The organism is Lysinibacillus sp. FSL R5-0849 (assembly GCF_038595075.1).
Classification (GTDB): Bacteria; Bacillota; Bacilli; order Bacillales_A; family Planococcaceae; genus Lysinibacillus; species Lysinibacillus fusiformis.
Genome location: NZ_CP152004.1, coordinates 448273 through 470463 on the forward strand (window position 1 = coordinate 448273; position 22191 = coordinate 470463).

Annotated in this window: 20 protein-coding genes and 1 riboswitch; of the genes, 11 read left to right on the top strand and 9 right to left on the bottom strand. The window is 38.9% G+C overall.

Features of this window, described 5'->3' with window-relative positions; genetic code table 11:
* The first annotated feature begins 11 nt into the window (after positions 1-11).
* From MKY80_RS02150 to MKY80_RS02160, 3 genes are all read left to right on the top strand, one after another.
* The gene (locus MKY80_RS02150; RefSeq protein WP_089985972.1) at positions 12-647 is read left to right on the top strand and encodes a hypothetical protein; all 636 of its coding nucleotides are present in this window, start codon (positions 12-14) and stop codon (positions 645-647) included.
* 101 nt (positions 648-748) lie between these two features.
* Complete coding sequence (locus MKY80_RS02155; RefSeq protein ID WP_008176106.1) at positions 749-1825, top strand: hypothetical protein; 1077 nt, start codon at positions 749-751, stop codon at positions 1823-1825.
* A 58-nt stretch (positions 1826-1883) separates the two neighbouring features.
* On the top strand, positions 1884-3083 hold the full coding sequence (locus MKY80_RS02160) for a glycine C-acetyltransferase (RefSeq protein ID WP_170844100.1): 1200 nt from the start codon (positions 1884-1886) through the stop codon (positions 3081-3083).
* Here MKY80_RS02160 and MKY80_RS02165 read toward each other — a convergent pair.
* The 7 genes from MKY80_RS02165 to MKY80_RS02195 all read right to left on the bottom strand — a co-directional run bounded on the left by MKY80_RS02165 (position 3077) and on the right by MKY80_RS02195 (position 9111).
* The gene (locus MKY80_RS02165) at positions 3077-3331 is read right to left on the bottom strand and encodes a hypothetical protein (RefSeq protein ID WP_342531767.1); all 255 of its coding nucleotides are present in this window, start codon (positions 3329-3331) and stop codon (positions 3077-3079) included. The two genes, MKY80_RS02160 and MKY80_RS02165, sit on opposite strands and share 7 nt — an antisense overlap.
* Before the next feature lie 13 nt (positions 3332-3344).
* Positions 3345-4541 carry a CoA transferase gene (locus MKY80_RS02170; protein WP_008176101.1) on the bottom strand — a complete coding sequence of 399 codons (1197 nt, stop codon included), beginning with the start codon at positions 4539-4541 and terminating at the stop codon, positions 3345-3347.
* Complete coding sequence (locus MKY80_RS02175) at positions 4538-5698, bottom strand: alpha-hydroxy acid oxidase (protein WP_043990080.1); 1161 nt, start codon at positions 5696-5698, stop codon at positions 4538-4540. The genes MKY80_RS02170 and MKY80_RS02175 overlap by 4 nt, the downstream gene beginning before the upstream one ends.
* A 14-nt stretch (positions 5699-5712) precedes the next feature.
* A complete protein-coding gene (locus MKY80_RS02180) occupies positions 5713-6492 on the bottom strand; it encodes an enoyl-CoA hydratase-related protein (protein ID WP_239354113.1) in 780 nt (259 codons plus the stop codon).
* A gap of 13 nt (positions 6493-6505) precedes the next feature.
* Complete coding sequence (locus MKY80_RS02185) at positions 6506-7168, bottom strand: methionine ABC transporter permease (protein ID WP_008176095.1); 663 nt, start codon at positions 7166-7168, stop codon at positions 6506-6508.
* Positions 7161-8186: an ATP-binding cassette domain-containing protein gene (locus MKY80_RS02190; RefSeq protein ID WP_008176093.1), complete on the bottom strand. Its 1026-nt coding sequence runs from the start codon at positions 8184-8186 to the stop codon at positions 7161-7163. The genes MKY80_RS02185 and MKY80_RS02190 overlap by 8 nt, the downstream gene beginning before the upstream one ends.
* Before the next feature lie 94 nt (positions 8187-8280).
* Positions 8281-9111, bottom strand: a complete 831-nt coding sequence (locus MKY80_RS02195) for a MetQ/NlpA family ABC transporter substrate-binding protein (RefSeq protein WP_089985975.1) — start codon at positions 9109-9111, stop codon at positions 8281-8283.
* A gap of 88 nt (positions 9112-9199) precedes the next feature.
* A riboswitch (SAM riboswitch) is annotated at positions 9200-9305 on the bottom strand.
* 122 nt (positions 9306-9427) lie between these two features.
* On the opposite strand from MKY80_RS02195, the gene MKY80_RS02200 reads away from it, so the two are divergent.
* Positions 9428-9931 (top strand): PPC domain-containing DNA-binding protein, encoded by a 504-nt coding sequence (locus MKY80_RS02200; protein WP_089985976.1) that lies wholly within the window; start codon positions 9428-9430, stop codon positions 9929-9931.
* Positions 9932-9978: 47 nt separating this feature from the next.
* Here MKY80_RS02200 and MKY80_RS02205 read toward each other — a convergent pair whose 3' ends face one another.
* Positions 9979-11142 (bottom strand): pyridoxal phosphate-dependent aminotransferase, encoded by a 1164-nt coding sequence (locus MKY80_RS02205; protein ID WP_342531775.1) that lies wholly within the window; start codon positions 11140-11142, stop codon positions 9979-9981.
* 96 nt (positions 11143-11238) lie between these two features.
* Between MKY80_RS02205 and MKY80_RS02210 the strand changes: the two genes are divergently transcribed.
* The gene (locus MKY80_RS02210) at positions 11239-12033 is read left to right on the top strand and encodes a carbon-nitrogen family hydrolase (RefSeq protein WP_089985977.1); all 795 of its coding nucleotides are present in this window, start codon (positions 11239-11241) and stop codon (positions 12031-12033) included.
* 46 nt (positions 12034-12079) lie between these two features.
* On the opposite strand, the gene MKY80_RS02215 is transcribed toward MKY80_RS02210, so the two are convergent.
* The gene (locus MKY80_RS02215; protein WP_342531777.1) at positions 12080-13648 is read right to left on the bottom strand and encodes a PucR family transcriptional regulator ligand-binding domain-containing protein; all 1569 of its coding nucleotides are present in this window, start codon (positions 13646-13648) and stop codon (positions 12080-12082) included.
* Between the two features lie 233 nt (positions 13649-13881).
* On the opposite strand from MKY80_RS02215, the gene MKY80_RS02220 reads away from it, so the two are divergent.
* From MKY80_RS02220 to MKY80_RS02245, 6 genes are all read left to right on the top strand, one after another.
* A complete protein-coding gene (locus tag MKY80_RS02220) occupies positions 13882-15294 on the top strand; it encodes an amino acid permease (RefSeq protein WP_342531780.1) in 1413 nt (470 codons plus the stop codon).
* Between the two features lie 24 nt (positions 15295-15318).
* Positions 15319-16851 carry a CoA-acylating methylmalonate-semialdehyde dehydrogenase gene (locus MKY80_RS02225; protein ID WP_043990114.1) on the top strand — a complete coding sequence of 511 codons (1533 nt, stop codon included), beginning with the start codon at positions 15319-15321 and terminating at the stop codon, positions 16849-16851.
* A gap of 33 nt (positions 16852-16884) precedes the next feature.
* Complete coding sequence (locus MKY80_RS02230) at positions 16885-18237, top strand: aspartate aminotransferase family protein (protein ID WP_239354115.1); 1353 nt, start codon at positions 16885-16887, stop codon at positions 18235-18237.
* Positions 18238-18695: 458 nt separating this feature from the next.
* On the top strand, positions 18696-20279 hold the full coding sequence (locus MKY80_RS02235; protein WP_239354117.1) for a glutathione ABC transporter substrate-binding protein: 1584 nt from the start codon (positions 18696-18698) through the stop codon (positions 20277-20279).
* A gap of 70 nt (positions 20280-20349) precedes the next feature.
* Positions 20350-21273, top strand: coding sequence for a nickel ABC transporter permease (nikB, locus tag MKY80_RS02240; protein WP_036145195.1), 924 nt, complete (start codon positions 20350-20352; stop codon positions 21271-21273).
* 13 nt (positions 21274-21286) lie between these two features.
* Positions 21287-22183: an ABC transporter permease subunit gene (locus MKY80_RS02245; protein ID WP_008176071.1), complete on the top strand. Its 897-nt coding sequence runs from the start codon at positions 21287-21289 to the stop codon at positions 22181-22183.
* Positions 22184-22191: the final 8 nt, after the last annotated feature.

The window sequence follows — 22191 nt, forward strand, 5'->3', positions numbered from 1 at the left end:
AGGGCTAGGAAATGCGCAAAATAATGGGGTGGCGCTGGACATTTTTTATTGGTGGCTTGATTGTGATGTCACTGGGAATTACGATGTCCATTAAAGGGAAAATAGTTGGAACAAGTCCTTGGGATGTCTTGCATGTAGGATTATTTCAAAACTTCGGATTAACGATTGGTACATGGTCTATATTAACGGGTCTTTTTATTGTCGCATCAACATCGATTGTTTTACGAACATGGCCCAAAATAGGTACATGGCTGAACATGCTACTAATCGGTTCATTCATCGATGTATTTAACTGGTTATTGCCTTCAACAGATGTATATGGTCTACAAATTACATATTTTATTATTGGTTTATTTGTCTTAAGCTTTGGCTGTGGTATGTATATTGCTCCAAATATGGGAGCAGGCCCTCGTGATACATTAATGATGATACTCGTCGGAAAATTTGGCGGATCTATTAAAACTGCGAGAATGGGTATCGAAGTTCTAGTGACCATTGTAGGGTGGCTACTAGGTGGGCCAGTTGGAGTAGGAACAGTATTAATTGCATTAACCTCAGGATATATTGTGCAATATTCATTACCTTATTGCCGCAAAGTATTAATGAAATGTATTGGCCATATAGAAGACATGAGACCTTTTTATTAAACTATAAAGCTACTTTTATCTGTTAAGGATAGGGGTAGCTTTTCATCTTTTTTAGTGTTCCTTCATATAATGCAAGGCAGAAACAAAAGGAGGAACGACATTTGAACGGAAATGTGACGTATTATTTTGGACACGCATTGACTGGGCAAGGTGTGAAACATTTATATAAAGAAATGATGGAGGAAGCGGAGCTAGTTTATTTTTTACAAGGTGCCTCTACATCTAAAGGATCAGAGCTGTTGAAGGAGCTGGGTTATTTTTATGTTAAACAAGGCTTTGCTGTCGAATGGTTTAAGCACGCGTTATTAGAGGAAGTAGTCGAGGCTGTTTATGTAAAGGGTTGTAATAGACTGTATGTCTGGGCATCAGAATGGGATATAGAGCCAACATTACTTGGGACGAAGCATCGTGTTATGTCTTTTTATGATTGCTTGGAGGATGCTCAGCTTGAGAAAGTTGGAGAGCAACTGGCAAATGCAGTACAGGAACGTACAGCTTGGCGTGATAAATGTATTGCCAAGCTAAACCATGCTATCAAGCTCCACGATGATTGGGAGGTTGTGACGCAAAGCTGTATGAATTGGCAGGCATTAAATGAACAGGTGGAAAATTTAAAATCGGAAGTCTTCCAATCTATAGTTTTAAATAAAACGGGCGAACGAACACATCGTTTACTTGGAACGTTAACGCCTAGAGGGGCAGAAAATACAGTTGAAAGCATCACAAAAAATATATCGACAAGATTAATGATTAAAGGCAAACCGGGTACGGGCAAATCCTCCTTGATGAAAGGCTTAGCAGATGAGGCGAATGCAAGAGGACTGGATGCCCAAATTGTATGGTGTGGCTTAGATGCAGGATCTGTCGATATGGTCATTATTCCAGAACTAAATTTCTGTATTTTTGATAGTACGGAACCTCATATTTTTGATCCACAGGATGGTCGATTAGGCGATAAGATATTTGATATTGGACAACATTGTGCGCTTACGAAAGAGGCGGAATTAGCAATAGCGGAAGTACGAGAACGCTATAAAGAAGCCATGCAAGATGCGATGGGCTATTCAAAGCGTTATGCAGAAGCAGAATATACAGTGCGACGTTTATTGGATCATTGCCTATCCGCCTCTTTATGGCGAGAAAAAACAGCGTCATTATTCGAAAGATTAACAAAATAATTTAGCTAAAGGCTTGCTTGTGCTAAACTAGGAGCTAGAACTGTTTTCCTAGGAAAGGATGATACGCTTGTCAAAAGTATTGAATGCATTTTTAGACGAAAACCTACAAGCCTTACATGAACAAGGCTTATACAATGAAATTGATCCAGTAGAGGGTGCGAATGGCCCGATTATTCAGGTACGTGGCAAAAATCTTGTTAACTTATCTTCTAACAATTATCTAGGCTTAGCAACTAATGAAGAATTAAAGCGTATTGCCAAAGAAACGATTGAAAAATACGGTGTTGGAGCAGGTGCTGTACGTACTATTAACGGGACGCTTGACTTACACATTAAATTAGAGGAAAAGCTTGCTGAATTTAAAGGAACAGAAGCAGCTATTTCTTATCAATCTGGCTTTAATTGTAATATGGCAGCTATTTCTGCTGTTATGGATAAAAACGATGCAATTCTTTCTGATCAATTAAACCATGCCTCTATTATTGACGGTTGTCGTTTATCAAAGGCGAAAATCATTCCGTTTAATCACTCAGATATGGATGATTTACGTGCTAAGGCAAAAGCGGCAAAAGAATCTGGATTATACAATAAAGTGATGGTTATTACGGATGGTGTATTCTCAATGGATGGCGATATTGCTAAATTGCCAGAAATTGTGGAAATCGCCAAGGAATTTGATTTAATTACTTATGTTGATGATGCACATGGTTCAGGTGTAACAGGTAAAGGCAAAGGAACTGTGAAGCACTTTGGACTAGAAAAAGAGATTGATTTCCAAATTGGTACACTATCAAAAGCAATTGGTGTCGTGGGTGGCTATGTAGCTGGGAAGAAGAACTTAATTGATTGGTTAAAAGTTCGTTCACGTCCATTCTTGTTCTCAACAGCTTTACCACCAGGTGATGTGGCAGCCATTACAGCTGCTGTACAAATGCTAATTGATTCTACAGAGCTTCACGATAAACTGTGGGATAATGGTAACTATTTAAAAGCGGGATTAGCGAAGCTTGGCTTTAATATTGGTGAATCAGAAACACCAATTACTCCTTGTATTATTGGAGATGAAAAGCTGACACAAGAATTTTCAAAACGCTTATTTGAAGAAGGCGTTTATGCAAAATCAATCGTATTCCCAACCGTTCCTAAAGGCACAGGTCGCGTTCGTAATATGCCAACAGCAGCTCATACAAAAGAAATGCTTGATGATGCGTTAGCCATTTACGAGAAAGTTGGTCGTGAATTAGGTGTAATTCAATAATACGAAAAGGCTACCTCCGTTGTGGAAGTAGCCTTTTTGCTTACAATGAAAACGGGTGCTTCTTTCCAATCAAATTCTATGAAGTGACGGATAGCGCGAGCAGAGTGACGGATAGCGCGAGCAAAGTGGCGGATAGCCAGAGTAAAGTGACGGATAGCCAGAGCAGAGTGACGGATAGCGCGGCAAAGTGGCGGATAGCCTAAGGAAAGTGACGGGTAGCCCGCCCAAAGTGATCGATAGCTCGTCAAAATAAAGGGCTTCTTATTTTGAGCGTATTACATTCGCTTTTTTTAGCTGCTGGACTTCATGATCAGTGATGTTTAATGCCTGCAAAATTTCTTCATTATGCTGTCCTAAAGTTGGCGCTGCACTAGTTAATTGACCCGGCGTGTGTGAGAATTTTGCTGGGAAACCTAGTGTTCTCATGGGCCCAGCAGTTGGATGGTCATAGGACAAGACCATGCCACGCTCTAAAATATGGGGATCATTTAAGGTTTGGTCATAGGAATAGATAGGGCTGGAAGGTACGCCGTGTTCATCTAAAAGCTCCAGCCAGTAGGTTGCTGGATGTTTCGCTAATTCACTTTCAATTTCTGCCTCTAACGCCTTTACATGCTGAGCACGTGAATAGTTAGTAATAAAGAGGGGATTGTCTAACCAATCAGGTCGTTTGACAACTTTTGTCGCAAAAATTTCCCATAGCTTTTGATTGCCAGCACCTATTAAAATATAGTCATCCTGTGTTTTAAAGCCTTGATACGGTGCGGAAACTCGATGGGCAGTTCCTGTTCGCTCGGGTAATTCGCCCTGACCAAAGTAGGCAGCGGCCTCCCAAACAGTCCAAGCAAGCCCAGACTCTACTAAAGAAACATCGATATATTGCCCCTCACCACTGCGCAGCTTATAAATATAGGCCATTAAAATAGATTGTAAGGCCGTTTGGGCAGCGGCAATATCATTGACTGCAAAGCCAACTTTTACAGGTCGGCCCTGTGGTTCACCAGTCATATGCATTAAGCCACTTAGACCCTGTGCCATAATATCATAGCCACCTTTCTGGCTATAAGGACCCGTTTGTCCATAGCCAGAAATAGAGCAGTAAATGAGTCCAGGATTAAGGGTTTTTAAAGTATCATAATCAATCCCTAGCTTTTTCGTAACACCTGGTCTATAGTTTTCCACAAGCACATCAACAGATTGGATAAGCTCTTTGAATAAAGCCAAGCCCTCTGGCGTTTTTAAATTTAGACATACACCCTTTTTATTGCGATTAACCATCATATACATATGACTTTCTTCATGAATGAACGGGCCCATTGCTCGGGTGTCGTCTCCATTTGGATATTTCTCGATTTTAATAACTTCTGCGCCCATATCCGCTAAGACCATTGTGCAATAAGGGCCCGCTAATACTTGTGATAAATCAACAACTTTTAATCCCTCTAATGCCTGTTTCATTTAACCTCAGTCCCATCATTTTTGACTAATGTAATCGTACGTAACCCTTCAACGGAGGTTGTCCCTGCTAGTGCAATGGAAACCTTTAATTCATCATAGATATTTGTCATTACTTTTTCGGCACCTTGTTGTCCCTCAAGGGCTAGGCCATAGACGAAGGGACGCCCAATTGCTACAGCATCTGCTCCTAAAGCAAGTGCTTTTAAGGCATCCATCCCGCGATATACACCACTATCTAAAATAATAGGGATTTGTCCATTGACAGCACTCACGATGGGGGGAAGGGCATCAAGTGAACCAATAACACCATCTAATTGTCGGCCGCCATGGTTCGATACGATAATACCGTCAATCCCATTTTCAAGGGCTAGCTTTGCATCTTCAGGATGTAAAATTCCCTTTAGTAATATAGGAAGATTTGTACGCCGTTTTAATTCACGAACATGTTCCCAATTGAGTGTAGGGTGGAAGACATTTTGCAAGACGCCTTGTACATACGATTCAAATGAATCATTAGGCAAAGAAGCCATAAAGACAGGATCATTTATGTAATTTCCTTTTGCGTAGCCTAGCTTTAATGGTGAAAATTGATTGCGTACATCTTCTTCTCGCCATCCAAGCATTACTGTATCGACTGTTAAAACAATAGCTTCAAAGCCTGCTGACTCTGCTCGTGCGGCCATACTAAATGCAATTTCTTCATTTGTAGACCAATACAATTGAAACCATTTTGTTGCTGAAGGGGCAGCTTCGGCAACATCTTCGAGTGCATAGGTGGAGACTGTGCTTTGAATATATGGCATATTTAATTGCTGGGCAGCGCGTACAGCGGCAAGTTCACCTTCCTCGTGAACCATTCCGTTCATGCCGACAGGGGCAAAGAGCAATGGCGTTGGGTATGTTTTCCCGAACAAATTAATGGTTGTATGAACGTTTGAAACATCATTTAAGAAGCGGGGAACAATGGAGTATTTTTCAAAAGCTGAACGATTATTACGTAATGTTTGTTCACCGCCAGCACCTGAGCGAATGTAGCCGAATGGCCCAGCTGGAATTTTTTCCGCTACTGCTTTTTCTAAATCAGCAAAGCAAATGGGGAAGGGGGCTTGGGCAGTGATATTTTTTAAGAGTAGGTCACCATCAGTTGTATTTGTCATCGTTACTACCTCACTTATTTATTGAAAATAGGCTTTCTTTTATTTAAAAAAGCTTGAATACCTTCGTTATAATCATCAGAACTAAATGAATCGAGAATCAATTGAGCCAGCTCATCACTCTCTGCATTTTCTCCATCCATTATAGCTTGAATTATTTTTTTACTACCTGCATTGGCAATAGATGATTTACTTAAAAGATGCTCAGCAAATTGCATAGTGGCATTTTCAATTTCCTGCGGCTCATGAAGGGCAGTAATCAAACCAATGCTTTTGCCTTCCTCTGCTGTAAAAATGTTTGCTGTGTATAAAATCTCTTTAGCCTTCGCGACACCAACAATATTAATAAGACGTTTAGTGCTTTCAAGATTATAGACAATCCCAATGTTGGCAGCGGTAATGCCAAGCTTACTCTTTGGTGTCGCCAATCTAAAGTCACAAGCATTGGCTAACTCTAAGCCGCCGCCAATCGCTAAGCCCTGAATCATGGCAATCGTAGGATGTGGGAATTTATAGAGGGCATCAATAGCCTTTAAAGCTAGATCATTATAGGCTTTAGCATTATCCGCAGCATAACGAATATCTAAAAACTCACTAATATCAGCACCTGAGGAAAAGGCGACTTCATTGACACCGCGCACAATTAATAGCTTGATAGACATATCTGTACGTAACTGTTCTAGCTCGTCTATGATCGCTTGGAACATTGCCCTCGATAAAGAATTTCGTTTGTCAGGACGGTTTAACACTAGCGTTGCGATATAGCCGTTTTTTTCTACATAAATCTCAGTTGACATGGATATCCTCCTCCTAGTCTTTCTTCAATTTGGCTGAAATGCGGTTACCTATGGATTGTATGCTTTGTACAAGGATGATTAAAATAAACACCGTTGCATACATGACATCTACCTCATAGCGTAAATGACCATAACGGTAAGCTAGGTCACCTAATCCACCAGCACCAACCATTCCCGCCATTGCTGTTGCGCCAATCAATCCAATTGTAGCGATTGTTAAGCCTAAAATAATGGATGGGCGTGCTTCGCGTAATAATACATGCCAAATGATATGGCGACGTTTAATACCCATAGCTGTGTAGGCTTCGACAACGCCCGAATCAACTTCTAAAAGCGCTGACTCCATCAGTCGTGCAATATAAGGAGCCGTATAAACTACAAGCGGAACAATAACGCCTTTAACGCCAATCGTTGTACCGACGATAACCTTTGTAAAAGGTAAAATGAAGAATAGTAAGATGATGAATGGCACTGAACGGATAATATTGATGACTAGATTAAAAAATTGATAGAAAAATTTATTTTCAAAGGATTGACCAGGTCGTGTTAAAACAATTAAAAGGCCTAAAGGTATTCCAATTAAAATCGAAAAGAATAATGAAATTCCGACCATTTGAAATGTTTCGATAATTGCTTTGCCAATAACCTCTGACCAATCATTAAAGAAATTATTCATGGATCTCTCCTCCTAACTCTTCCACAGTAACGCCATTCTCTGCAAAATAGGTTAGCGCCTTTTGAACAATGTTGGGCTCTCCGTTTAAATGCACCACAATATTACCAACAATGCCGTTTTTTAATTCAATAATATTGGCTGTTAAAATGTTTGGTTGTACATCATATACTTTGCTCACTTCAGCTAATAATGGCTTACCAGTACTTTCTCCAAGAAATGTTAAACGAATGACGCTACCTGAAACATTTAACTGCTCAATAAGAGAAGGAGTTAAGTTACGTTGTGAAATAGTACTTAAGAACTTTCTTGTAGTAGGGTGTTGTGGTTTTGCAAAGAGCTCAATAGCCGTACCAAATTCAACTACTTTCCCTGCCTCTAGAACAGATACCTCATCACAAATTTTCTGAATGACATTCATTTCATGTGTAATCAGTAGGATTGTAATTCCTAATTCACGATTAATTTTTAACAATAGTTCAAGAATAGCCTCTGTAGTCTCAGGATCAAGCGCACTTGTTGCTTCATCACTAAGTAAAATTTCTGGCTCTTGCGCTAGAGCGCGTGCAATTGCGACACGTTGCTTTTGTCCACCTGAAAGCTGATTAGGGTAGCTATCTAGCTTTTCTGTTAAACCTACAATTTCGGCATATTTAGCCACACGATTTTTGACTTCTGTTTCGTTATAACCAAGTAGCTTTAAGGGAACTGCAATATTGTTATAAACAGTTGCTGTCTTTAAGAGATTAAAATGTTGAAAAATCATACCAATCTTTTGTCGTGTTTGACGTAAGTCATGAAGTGAAAGGGTAGTAATATCCACATTGTCAATCAAGACTTTGCCTGCTGAAGGACGCTCTAGTAAATTAACACAACGAATCAGCGTACTTTTACCGGCACCACTATACCCAATTACACCATGAATTTGCCCTTTTTTTACATGAAGATTGATTCCATCCACAGCCTTAATACTGCCTTTTTTTGTCTTATATTCTTTTGAAATATTTTGTAATTGAATCATCAGATTGATTGCTCCTTTCTTAACTTCTAAAAAGCAAGAATCTGCGCGGTTTCCATAGTGGAAATTTGGCAGATTCTTTAGCTTATCGCACGTATTACCAGCTAGGGATTACAGAACCTTTGAATTCCTCTTCAATGAATTGGCGCACTTCATCAGATTGATAGGCCTCAATGAACTTTTTAATCGTTGGGTCGTTTTCATTTTCTGCACGAACGACAATGTAGTTCACATATGGAGAGTCAGTAGATTCTAAAAGAATAGAGTCCTCTTGCGGATTAATGCCAGCTTCCAGCGCAAAGTTAGTATTAATAGCAGCTACATCTACTTCACTAAGCTGCTTAGGAATTTGTGCAGCTTCTAATTCTATGAATTTTAAATTCTTTTTGTTTTCTTCCACGTCACGAACAGATGCTGTTAAGTCCGCTCCATCTTTTAATTTAATATAGCCTGCCTCTTGTAAAACAAAGAGAGCACGCGCTCCATTTGTTGGGTCATTCGGTAAGCCAAATGTTGCGCCTTCAGGAACATCATCCAATGATTTATATTTTTCAGAGTAAATACCCATTGGATTTAAAATTGTTTTGCCAACCGGTACTAAATCTGTATCGTGATCTTTATTAAATGTATCCAGGAAAGGCTTATGCTGATAGCTGTTTGCATCAAGATCTCCTTCTGCTAAGGATGTATTTGGTAAAACATAATCAGAAAATGATTTTAGTTCTACTTCTAGACCTTTTTCCTTTGCAACTTTAGCAGCTACCTCTGCAATTTGCTCATGAGGTCCTGAAGTGACACCCACAACAATTTTATTTTCATCGATAGCTTCGCCTTTTCCTTTGCTATCATCTTTAGAGCCACAGCCCGCTAGTGCTGCTACTAATGTAAGACTTGCTAAACCTACTAAAAATTTATTTTTCTTCTTCATGAAAACTACCTCCAAAAATTGTTTTATCGGTTTTTGAAAATAAAAAAAACTCTCTTACAAATTAAGAGAGGCTCATGAAAAAAGTCCTCTCTTATCTATCAAACGAATTTCGTTTGCAGGATTTAGCACCTTCCTTTATAAAAGGAGGTTGCCGAGCTTCATAGGGCCAGTCCCTCAGCTACTCTTGATAAGAGATTCATATTATATTTTTGTATTTCCGATAGAACTAATATAATTTATAGGGTATAGTAAGTCAATAAATATTTTTGAAATTTTTTATATTGTTATAATATTTTGTCGTGAAGGAGGGAGAAGATTGTCCGTAAGAGTTAATTATGGCATAGGTTCATTTGGTAAGGTGATTAGTGCACGTCTTCTCATGGGAACAGACATCATTGAAGGAATTGAGGCACTTTGTGAAGAGAATAAAATTGAATCAGCAACCATTATTAGTTGTATTGGTAGTTTTCAAAAAAGTAGCTTTGTTTATTTAGTACCTGATGAAACTTCCCACATTAAAGTTCGATTTAGTGATGTGGTTGAGAAAGAGGGGCCACTCGAGTTTATCCAAGGTTCAGGAGTTGTTTGTAAGCGTGATGCACAATATGAAACGCATTTCCATGGTTCCATGAGCGATCAATGGGGAGTGGTTTCAGGCGGTCATTTTATAAAGGGCGGAAATATCGTCATAACAGCAGATGTAGTGCTGGCAGAAGTTCAAGGCATTCAGCATATACGTCAGTTGGATGATGAAACAGGTCACGTACAATTTTATCCATTAGAACATGGGTTAGATCTTCCAAGGAAAATTGAAAAATAGTAAGTCCTGTAGCTAGTAAAGCTACAGGACTCCATTTTGTTCCATGTTTAAAATAATTTTAATTGCTCAATTCTATGCATGGCTTCTCGTAACCGTTCCTCGCTTACAAGCAAGCCAATGCGCACATAGCCTTCCCCATATTGACCAAAGCCATTTCCTGCGGCTACCGCAATATCAGCTTTGTCGAGCAAAATATCGGCAAATTGTTCACTAGTAAAACCTAATGGGACAGAGAGCCAGGCAAAGAAGGTGCCCTTTGGTGCCGTTACTTGCCATCCGATTCTATGAGCTTCTTCGATTAGAACATTTCGACGACGCTCATAGGTAGCTCTTAGCTCATCTGCACATTCCTGTGAAGATGTAAGGGCAACAGCTGCTGCTTGTTGAATAGCAGGAAATTGACTACAAAACAAATGATCTTGAATAAGATTAATCGCGGCAATCAAATCAGCATTACCAACAGCAAAGCCTATGCGCCAACCTGCCATATTATAAGTCTTTGATAATGTGTACATTTCGATTCCAACTTCTTTTGCACCATTGGACTGTAAGAAACTAATAGGTTTATTGCCATCAAATCCAATTGCACCATAAGCAAAATCATGTGATACGATGATATTATGCTCTTTAGCAAAACGAATGGTTTCTTCAAAAAATTCAAGTGTAGCTGTACCACCCGTAGGATTATTTGGGTAATTTAAGTAAAGTAACTTTGCTTTCTCCTTAACTTCTTTAGATAGGGCATCATAATCAGGTAAGAAATTATTTTCAGCAAAAAGTGGCATCACTTCAAAATTAACATCACCTAATACAACACCAGATAAGTAGTCTGGATAGCCCGGGTCTGGTAATAGCATAGTATCGCCTGGATTTAACACAGCCAAAGGTAGCTCAACAAGACCAATTTTTGTGCCACCAAGAATCGCTACTTCAGTATCAGGATCAATCTCCACATCATATTCCCGTTTATAAAAGTCGGCAGCCGCTTGACGTAATTCGGCGATACCACGAAAAGGTGAATATTTGTGGTTTTGAGGATTTTCAGCTGCTTCCTGCAATGCTTGAATGATATGAGTAGGCGTAGGTTGGTCGGGATTTCCTTGCCCGAGATTAATCACATCACGACCTTCTTCCAGGGCATTGTTTACTTTTTGGACAAGCGCTGCAAAAAATTGAGTGGGTAATTGCTGTAGTTTTTTAGAGAATTCCATGCATGATCACCTTTTTCAGAATATAATAATTATTATTGAAGAATATGAAGCAAATAGTAGTACTTTTTTTGTTAATTGTCTAGAGGAGGAATGAATATGAAAATCGGTTGTATTCAGTTAAACGTTGGCTTCGGCAAAGTAGAAGAAAATTTTATACGGGCAGAGGACAAGATTCGTGAAGCCGCAAAACTAGGGGCAGAAATTATTGTGCTTCCAGAAATGTGGAATACGGGCTACGCACTAGAGAAGCTACCAGAATTGGCGGATGTTAACGGTGAGCGTACAAAGGCATTTTTAGCTAACTTAGCGAAGGAACTTAGTGTACATATTGTCGGTGGCTCCGTTTCAATAAAAAAGGACGACAAGTTTTACAATACGATGTATACATTTGATAACAATGGATTACTTGTTGGGGAATATAACAAAGCCCATCTTTTCCGTTTAATGGACGAGCATCTTTACTTAGAAGCTGGAGATGATATGAATCGATTCGCGCTAGGACCTATTGAGGCGGCTGGTGTCATTTGCTATGATATTCGTTTCCCTGAATGGTTACGTGCGCATGCCCTCCGAGGAGCGAAGGTGCTGTTTGTACCAGCTCAATGGCCGACGCCTAGAATTGATCATTGGAAAACATTGCTGCAAGCACGAGCGATTGAAAACCAATGCTTTGTTATAGCAGTTAACCGTATTTCGAGAAAAGTAGAAAACTTTAATGGGCAATCGATGATTATTCAGCCATGGGGTGAAGTGCTTTGGGTTGGTGCTGAAGAAGAGGAAATAGCAGTAATTGATGTGGATTTCTCCATTGTTGATGAAGTACGTGGAAGAATTCCTGTATACGATGATCGTCGACCAGGACTTTATCAAGATGTTGTGGTGAAAGGATAATGAGATGGCACGTTGAAGGGGGAGAGCTCTTGAACGTGCCTATTTTTTAACTCTTGTCATCAATTAAGGAATTTGCAAGGAGCATAAATTCCAGTGTAATGCGATTATGACCCTTCATGAAATTTTCCCCGAGTAAATTTTCAAGCTTTTTTAAGCGGTGATACAGTGTTTGACGAACGATAAACAATTGATTAGCCGTTTGCTGCTTGGAGCCATTTGATTGTAAATAGACTTGTAAGGTTTCAAGAAGCTTGCTGTTATATTTTTCATCGTACTCAATAACTGGCTGTAAATAGTCGTTTATAACTTCCTTTAAATTCACCTGCATTTGTAATTTATAGATTAAATGATACAAATGCAAATCATCATAAAAGAACGAGGAAGTTTGCACTTTGCGGCAAATATATAATGTTTCTAATGCAGTTTGATAGCTTTTGGAGATTTCTTGTACATCAGCTACAACTTTACCAACTGCTATTTGAAACCCTTGAGTTTGCTGTTTTTTATAAAAATCAGTTTTGGGCAGTGAGGTAAAGATGCTATTTAGTATTTCTCGAATCGCTCGACAATCTTTTGTATGAAGTAAAATAAAAATGACATAGCTTTTTCTTTCGAATAAAAATGGGATAAAGCCATGCTGTTCAAAGAGATTACGATAATAAAGTTTACTATAGACAATATCCTCCTGCGCTTTCATTACTGTATTGGGAGTGGCCAAAACAAAGACAGCCCCACTAGATTGTGAATAGTTAGTATAGTGAGAAACGATAAATTTATAGATTTCCTCCTTGTTCAGTTTTTGGTCGATCCAATCAGCTAAAATCGAAGCGTCCTCAATATTCTTTTTCTCCTCAATATAGAACTCTCGCATTAATAATTGCGCTAATGCTGTTGCTGTACGGTCTAAAATTAACAATTCAAACTCTGAGAATAGGCCATCTTCACGAAAAATCGTTAAATCTGCATAATGTTGATCAAAAATAAAGATGGGCTCATGTTTAAATTGCTGAGCATATTTATTCAAAGCTAATAATTGCTGACGGTTACTTTTTGTCATGTTGGGAAAAAAGATAGGTTCCCGTCCCTTAATGGAAAACATAATTTGTGTTTTCAATTCGTTATACATATTTTGTAAAATATCATCCGTGTTTTGTCCTAAGACCGTATTTTTATTTAAAGTTTGTGAGTAGGATTCTAGTGTCGAAACCATTAAATATTGCTGATTAATAATTTGACTGTGTAAATCCTGTGTAATGCGAACAAAAGGAACCGCTTCATGAAAAACAATAATCGGGAACTGATGACGATTTGCAATAGCAAGTATTGCTTCTGGAACTGCTTGAATAGAAGAGCCATACTCAATACAAAGGGCAGCACAATTTTTTTCAATTAAGGATTCAATAAACGTCATAAAATCTTCAATGCCATGTTGAAGACTGATCCCCGTCGTTAACACCAGCTCTTCTCCAACTAAAAAATTATCTACATGGACTATTTCAAGAACATGTGCCCACTTTACGATTCTTAATAACCCCTCATGACCTGCAACTACCTCTGCATTCTGAAAGTATTTATTTTCTAACACATGAAGTACTTTAAGTTGGAATTGGCTCAATATAGCTCCTCCTTTTGAAACATCTTCTATGACTGTTGTATCTATTATTGCTGTTTAGTGTTATTAAATAGCTAGAAAACTGAATAAAGTAATATTTTAAGAATATTTAGTCTATTTTACATTATGTTTAAAACAATTGTATAGAAATTTACAGTTTGTCTATTACTTCAACGATATGAAACATGTAAGATTTTTGTAAGCGATAATCCAATCTAATAAAAGAGGTGTCAGATATGGAGCAACAAACGCATTTACAAAGAGGATTAAAGAAACGGCATATGACGATGATCGCAATAGCGGGTGTAATTGGGGCTGGCTTATTTATGGGCAGTGGCTCAGTCATTAACTTGGCGGGTCCAGGAGCAATTTTATCGTATATATTTGCAGGAATTATCGTCATCTTAGTGATGCGTATGCTAGGTGAGATGGCGGCTGTCAATCCAACGAGTGGGTCGTTTGCACATTATGCCCATGAAGCAATTGGTCCATGGGCAGGCTTTATGATTGGCTGGCTGTATTGGTTTTTCTGGGTCATAGCTATTGCATTAGAGGCGACGGCAGCAGCGGCCATTATTCAATATTGGTATGACGGAATTCCTTTATGGCTCTTAAGTTTACTTTTAACCGTAGCACTCACTTTAACAAATGTTCTTTCTGTAAAAGCCTTTGGCGAATTTGAATATTGGTTCTCTCTTATTAAGGTTGCAAGTATAGTAGTTTTTTTAGGTTTAGGCGCGTTCATTATTTTTGGTATAGCCCCAAACTTTAACGCTGTCGGTCTGACAAATCTAGTTGAGCAGGGTGGATTTTTACCAAACGGCTTTGGCGCTGTACTAATGGGTGTTGTCATTGTTATTTTTTCCTTTATGGGGACAGAGATTGTCGCTATCGCTGCTGGTGAGTCAGACGAACCGTTAGCAGCTGTAACAAAAGCTACCAATTCGATTACTTGGCGCATTTTAATTTTCTATGTGGGTTCAATAGCTGTTGTTGTGACGTTATTGCCTTGGCACTCCTCTGATATTTTAACAAGTCCTTATGTAGCAGTGTTAGATTATATTGGTATTCCTGCCGCCGCACAAATCATGAATTTTGTTGTTTTAACAGCTGTGTTATCGTGTTTAAATTCTGCACTTTATGCAACATCACGAATGGTATTTTCTTTAGCAGAGAAGGGCGAGGCACCAAAAGCCTTTTTGAAATTAAATAAAAATGGTGCACCTGTGAATGCTATTTTAGCCGCAACATTTTTCTCTTATATTGCCGTTATTATGAATTATGTTTCACCAGATAAAGTATTTATGTTTTTACTAAGCTCTTGTAGTGCTATTACTTTAATTCTTTATTTAATTATCGCCTTTTCACAATTGAGAATGCGTAGAAAGATTGAACGCGAAAATCCTGAGCTATTAAAGGTGAAGATGTGGCTATTCCCGTATCTAACGTATTTCACAATAGTAGCTACAACTGCCTTATTAATAGCCATGTTCTTTATTGAGTCTATGCGCTCACAAATTCTATTTACATATGTTGTCGTTGCCGTGGTAATGATTTTTTATTTACTTACGCAAAGGAATAAGGTGATAAAACAGGTCGATGAATCAAGCTCTATTTTTAGCAAAGACGAATTTGATTTTGAACAATAATCCCATGTAAGGAGAGGTTAAATGATGACAGTACAACAAAAAATGAAAACGCTAACACATTTTATCAAGGGGGAAGAGGTAGCTGGTACTAGTGGAAGATTTTCAGATGTGTATAATCCAACAACAGGTGAAACGATAGCGAGAGTCCCACTTGCTTCAAAAGACGAAGTACAGCAGGCCATTCAACATGCTAAGGAAGCCTTTCCTGCATGGAAAAAGGTGTCCATTGGGAAGAGGGTTGAGGTTTTACATCGATTCCGTCAATTGTTAGTAACAAAACAGGAAGAACTTATTGAAGTGATTTGTCAGGAAAGCGGGAAAACTAAAGAGGATGCCAAGGGCGAAATTATTCGAGGGATTGAATCGGTAGATATGGCGATTAGTGCCCCACAATTGCTAAAAGGGGAGTATTCCGTCAATGTAGGTGGCAATATTAATGCTTTTTCTGCCAAATCGCCACTCGGTGTAGTGGCAACGATTGCGCCTTTTAATTTCCCTGTTATGGTCCCTTTAGCTATTACAAGTATGGCTGTGGCAGTAGGGAATGCTGTTATTTTAAAACCATCTGAACGTGTTCCTCATTCTGCATTATTTTTAAGTCAATTATGGAAAGAGGCGGGACTTCCTGATGGTATTTGGACAGTAGTGAATGGCGATAAAGAAGCGGTCAATGAGCTTCTAGAAAACAAAGAGATTCAAGCCATTTCCTTTGTAGGCTCTACGCCAGTAGCCGAATATATTTATCAAACGGGAACAAAGCATAATAAACGTGTGGCTGCTTTTGGTGGTGGTAAGAACTTTATGATTGTTATGCCAGATGCCAACTTGGAACAAACTGCGAACGCCTTTTTAGGTGCGGCGTACGGGGCAGCATCACAGCGCTGTATGGCGATTTCTGGAGCGCTTGTTGTTGGTCAAGATACAGAGCAACGTTTTACAGACATATTGAAGCATAAGATTTCACAGCTAAAGGTAGGTCCTTATACAGAAGAAGATGTCGATTTCGGCCCAGTTATTACCCAACAATCGAAAGAAACGATTATCAGCTATATTGATGGTGCTGTTACTGAAGGGGCAAATCTTGTCATTGACGGACGAAACCCTAAAGTATGTGAAACATCTAATGGTTTTTATATTGGGCCAACACTCCTCAATAATATTACGCCTGATATGACCATCTTTAAAGAGGAGGTCTTTGGTCCAGCACGTATAGTAGTGCGCGTGGAGACATTACAAGAAGCTATTGATTTAATTAATGACCATGAACTTGGTAATGGTGTAACGATGTTTACAAGCAGTGGTGCAGCAGCTCGTAAATTCCAAGAAGAGATTGAAGTGGGCATGGTAGGGGTTAACGTACCAATTCCAATTCCTGTCGGCTACCATAATTTCGGCGGGTGGAAGCGTTCTAAGTTTGGTGAAGGGTATATGTTTGGTCCAGATCAAGCGAGATTCTTTACAAAGGCGAAAACAATCTCGGAGCGTTGGCCGGATGAAACGGAAGATGCAACAAGCTCCTTTGCCTTCCCAAGTAATAACGATGCAACAAAAAGCTAACCTACTAAAAAATAAATGAGAGGGTGTTCAGCAATGACACAGACCAATCTTAAAAGTGATGTTTTAACAAAGGATGAGCGATATGTATGGCATTCAATGAAACCCTACAATCCACAAGCAACATATGTAGTGGAAAAATCAGATGGTGCAAGAATAATAGATACGGATGGCGTCGAATATATTGATGCCATGGCTGGGCTATGGTGTGTAAATGTCGGTTATGGACGTAAGGAACTGGCAGATGCCGCACATGAGCAAATGATGAAAAATGCCTATGCACCATTATCGCAGGGACATTTACCAGCCGTACAGCTAGCTGAAAAACTAAATAACTTGCTTGGTGGGGAGTACGTTATTTTCTTCTCTAATAGCGGATCAGAAGCGAATGAAACAGCTTTTAAAATAGCGCGACAATATCACCAGCAAAAAGGGCAAAGCTCCCGCTATAAGATTGTCTCTCGCTACCGCGCCTACCATGGAAATTCCTTTGGGGCATTAGCAGCAACAGGGCAAGCGGAACGGAAATATAAATACGAGCCACTATCTCCCGGCTTTATCCATGTTGCACCGCCTGATCAATACCGTGAACATGAAGATGATGCTGTTGCGCCATTAGATTTAGCGAGCGTAAGGGCTGTCGATAAAACGATGACATGGGAACTGAGTGATACGATTGCAGCCATGATTTTAGAGCCAATTATTACAGGTGGCGGTGTCATCATGCCTCCCGAAAACTATTTAAAAGGCATAGAGGAAGTGTGCAAAAAGCATGGAGCTTTAATGATAGTGGATGAAGTTATTTGTGGCTTTGGTCGAACAGGCAAGCCATTTGGATTTATGAATTATGGTGTGAAACCAGATATTATTACAATGGCTAAAGGGATTACGAGCGCATACTTACCATTATCAGCAACTGCCGTTAAACGTGAGATTTATGAGGCTTTCACTGGCACAGATGCCTATGGCTATTTCCGCCATGTCAATACTTTTGGGGGTTCTCCAGTAGCATGTGCAGTTGCATTAAAAAATATTGAGATTCTAGAGCAAGAAGCGTTGTTCGACCGCTCCAAGGAAATGGGGAAGGCCACTTTACAAACTTTGCAAGAAAATTTACAGCATCATCAGAATGTAGGAGATGTGCGGGGCAGAGGTTTATTAATTGGGATTGAATTAGTAGTAGATAAAGTCTCGAAAGAACCTTTACCAGTGGAGAAGGTAAATGCTGTTATTGCCGCATGCAAAGAACAAGGGGTGATCATTGGGAAAAATGGGGCAACAGTAGCGGGCTTTAATAATGTTCTGACACTATCACCACCACTTAATATTATTCAAGAGGATCTTCAGCGTATACTTGATGTGGTCGTAGAGAGTATAAGAAAGCTGTAATACATGATGTTGGTTCTAAAGGCCTTGAAGGAAGGGCTTTTAGAACCTTTTTAAACAACTAGAAATGAATGCTCGGTAAAAATAATTATTAAATTTATAAAAATAATGCTGGAAAAAAAGTGAACTGTAGTTTATAGTTGTTAAAAAATAATAAATTTTCTGATAATTACGCATCGAAAGTGTCCTTGATCCTGGAAGGGGATATTTTTTTAATTACTTATTTTCAGCAGTGGAATAAATAAATCTTGTCGGTTGAACTATAGTTTCTGATGAAAAGCAATTGTGAAGTTGAGAAAGCAATGTCTTCCTTTGAATTGTCTTATCGTAATGAAAGTATAGTTTATTTTTTTGCCTATTTATTTTCATCAGTGGAGAAAATAAATAATTTTAGTAATTATATTTCTTAATGAAGCCATTAGGAGGTATTATTATATATTTTTACAAAGGGAGTAGATGAGATGAATTATGTTAAAAAATTGGTTTTTGTAATTCTATGTACGTTGCTTTTAGCAGCATGCGCAGAGAAAGACAATTCTAACGCATCAAACACTGGGGAAAAATCTACTACAGATTCAGGTAAAGCTAGTTCAAAAAATGAATTGGTCATCGCTGTAAATGAAAACTTTATTTCTATGGATCCACATAACACAGGAGATACCAATTCGGGTTCAGTGCAGGAGACGATGTTAGAGGGGTTACTGGGCTTCGATGCGGATGGACAAATAATTAAGGTGCTTGCAGAAGATTATACAATCAGTGAAGACGCACTGGAGTATACATTTAAGCTGCAAGAAGGGGTCACTTTCCATGACGGGGAGCAGTTTAATGCAGAGGCTGTAAAAGCCAATATTGAACGAATTATGAATGATGAAAGCTTACGCCTCTATTCACGTGGTTTTAGCTTAATCAGTCATGTTGAAATACTAGGAGACTATGACATTAAAGTGACTTTAAAAGAACCGTATGGACCGATGATTACACGATTCGGAGTGGCCAAAATGATTAGTCCCAAAATGATTAAAGAAAATGTAGCAGATATTCCTAAGCAGCCTGTCGGAACAGGTCCTTATCAATTTGTTGAATGGGTACAAGGAGATCATTTAACCATTGAAAAATTTGATGGCTATTGGGGTGGCGGTGACCGTGTATCTAAAATTACGTATAAACCAGTCCCAGAAAACGGATCTCGGGTGGCGATGTTAAAAGCTGGGGATGCACAGGTTATCTATCCTGTACCTGCTCAAAATATCGATGAGCTTTCTAACCATAAAGATGTAGAAGTTAATAAAGTTCCTTCAACAATTGCTCATTATGTTTCCTTAAATACGTATAAAAAACCGTTGAATGATAGTAAGGTTCGACAAGCATTTAATTATGCGGTGGACAAAGAAGCTTATTTAAAGGTTGTTAATGCAGGTCTAGGCTTACCGCTAGACTCCATTATTCCTTCCAAAACAGTTTATTATAAACAGCAAAAAATGTATGAGCACAATATAGAAAAAGCAAAGGCCTTGTTGGATGAGGCTGGATATCCTGATGGCTTCGATATTGAAATCTGGGGAAATACGAACTCGGATACGATGAAGGGAATGCAGTTTATCCAACAGCAGTTAGGACAAATCGGTGTCAAAGTTGCGATTAAATCTATGGAAGAGGGTACTTTGTCAGATGAGATTTACGGGGCTCAAACACCAGATGATGCAAAATTACAAATGTGGTATGTGAGCTGGTCAGCCTATGCTTCTGATATAACAAATGCGACAAAACCACTTTTCCATAGTGTATCATTCCCGCCAAATGGTGCGAACACAGCCTATTATCATAACACTGAGGCAGATCAAATAATGGATGAGGCTAACTCCATTTCAGATGTAGACCGCCAAGCTGAGCTCTATGAAAAAATACAGGAAATCGTTTACCAAGATACACCTTGGATTTTCTTAGGGGTAGATGAGGTTGTATATGGTGTACGTTCAAATATCAGCGGTGTATTAGTAAATCCAACAGGTGGGCTCGATGTGAAGAATGCAAAAATTGAGTAAAGCTACTCAATATAAAAGGAATTGATATAGGTCAATTCCTTTTCTACAAAATAGAAAGGAGGAGCTCGTCATGTGGAAATATACAGCAAGAAGAATTGTTGAAATGATACCGATTTTAATTGTTATTTCAATATTAACGTTTTTATTTATTCATTTCATACCAGGAGATCCTGCGCGATTAGTAGCGGGTAAGGATGCCACGATCGAGGATGTTGAAAACGTACGTCATGAATTGGGTCTTGATAAGCCTATTTTAAAACAGTATGTAGACTATATGAAAAATCTAATGACGGGTGAACTTGGCACGTCCTTAACAACAGGTCTACCTGTGATTGATATGTTTAAAACAAGGTTTATGCCCTCTCTTCAGCTTACCTTTCTCTCGATGTTTTGGGCTACATTAATAGGTTTAATGATTGGCGTTTTTTCTGCCATCAATAAAAATAAATGGCCTGATTATTTCGGAATGGTAACAGCGGTTTCTGGCATATCGATTCCTGGATTTTGGTTGGGACTATTACTAATTCAATTATTTTCAGTACAGCTAGGGCTATTCCCAACAGGAGGGTTAGATGGTTTCTCTAGTTATATTTTACCTTCCCTAACTTTAGGGGCAGGTATTATGTCAATGATTGCACGATTTACTCGATCTTCTATGCTCGAAACGTTACAGGCTGATTTTATAAGAACTGGGAGAGCAAAAGGTCTGAAGGAACACTCTGTCATAGTGACCCATGCTTTACGAAATTCTTTAATTTCTGTAGTGACGGTCGCCGGCCTACAATTTGGTTTTCTACTAGGGGGTTCAGTGGTAGTCGAGACCGTTTTTAGCTTTCCGGGGATGGGGCGTCTTCTAATCGACTCGATTGCATTCCGAGACTATCCTGTTATTCAGTCAGCTCTATTATTATTTGCGTTTGAATTTATTTTAGTAAATTTAATCGTAGATGTGCTTTATACAGTGTTAAATCCTAAAATTCAATTAGATTCTTAAGGGAGGGAACAGGATGACTTCACCAACTACGGTGCAAAATAGCCAAGTGCAAAAAACACAAAGGAAATACTCTCCTCTTAAGGAATTTTGGAAGTCTTTTAAAAAGCAAAAGGCTGCATTGTTAGCAAGCATCTTTATAGGGTTGCTAATTGTAATCGCTATCATTGGTCCATATATTGCACCCTATGATCCGTTTGAACCAAACTATGATGCCTTATTAGAAGGACCAAGTGCCAGTCATTTAGCGGGAACAGACGAATATGGTCGGGATATTTTTAGTCGTTTAATTGTAGGGGCAAAAATCTCCTTAATGGTAAGCTTTAGCGCGGTATTTTTGGGCTTAATACTAGGGACTATTTTAGGTTTAATTAGCGGTTACTTTGGTGGTTGGATAGACAAAGTTATTATGCGTAGCTGTGATGTATTGTTTTCATTTCCTGATTTATTGCTAGCCATTGCCATTGTCGCATTACTTGGTCCTGGGATTAATAATGTGATCATCGCTGTCATGATTTTTAGTGTGCCATCCTTTGCACGCTTAGTACGTGGCGCTACATTGAATGCGAAAGAAAATGTATATGTAGAAGCCGCACAATCAATGGGGGCCTCCCATGTAAGAGTGCTGTGGAAGCATATTTTCCCTGAAACGATTAGTGAACTAATTATTTTTGTCACAATGCGTATAGGAACAGCTATTTTAGCAGCTTCTGGCTTAAGTTTTTTAGGCTTAGGTGCGAGTCCTGAAATGCCCGAGTGGGGAGTAATGTTAAGTAGTGGACGCGACTACTTAGGAACATCTTCTCATGTAGTCATCATGCCAGGAATAGCTATATTTTTAACCGTACTAGCATTTAACTTAATAGGCGATGGATTACGAGATGTATTAGATCCGAAAATTAAAAATAATTAAGGAGAATG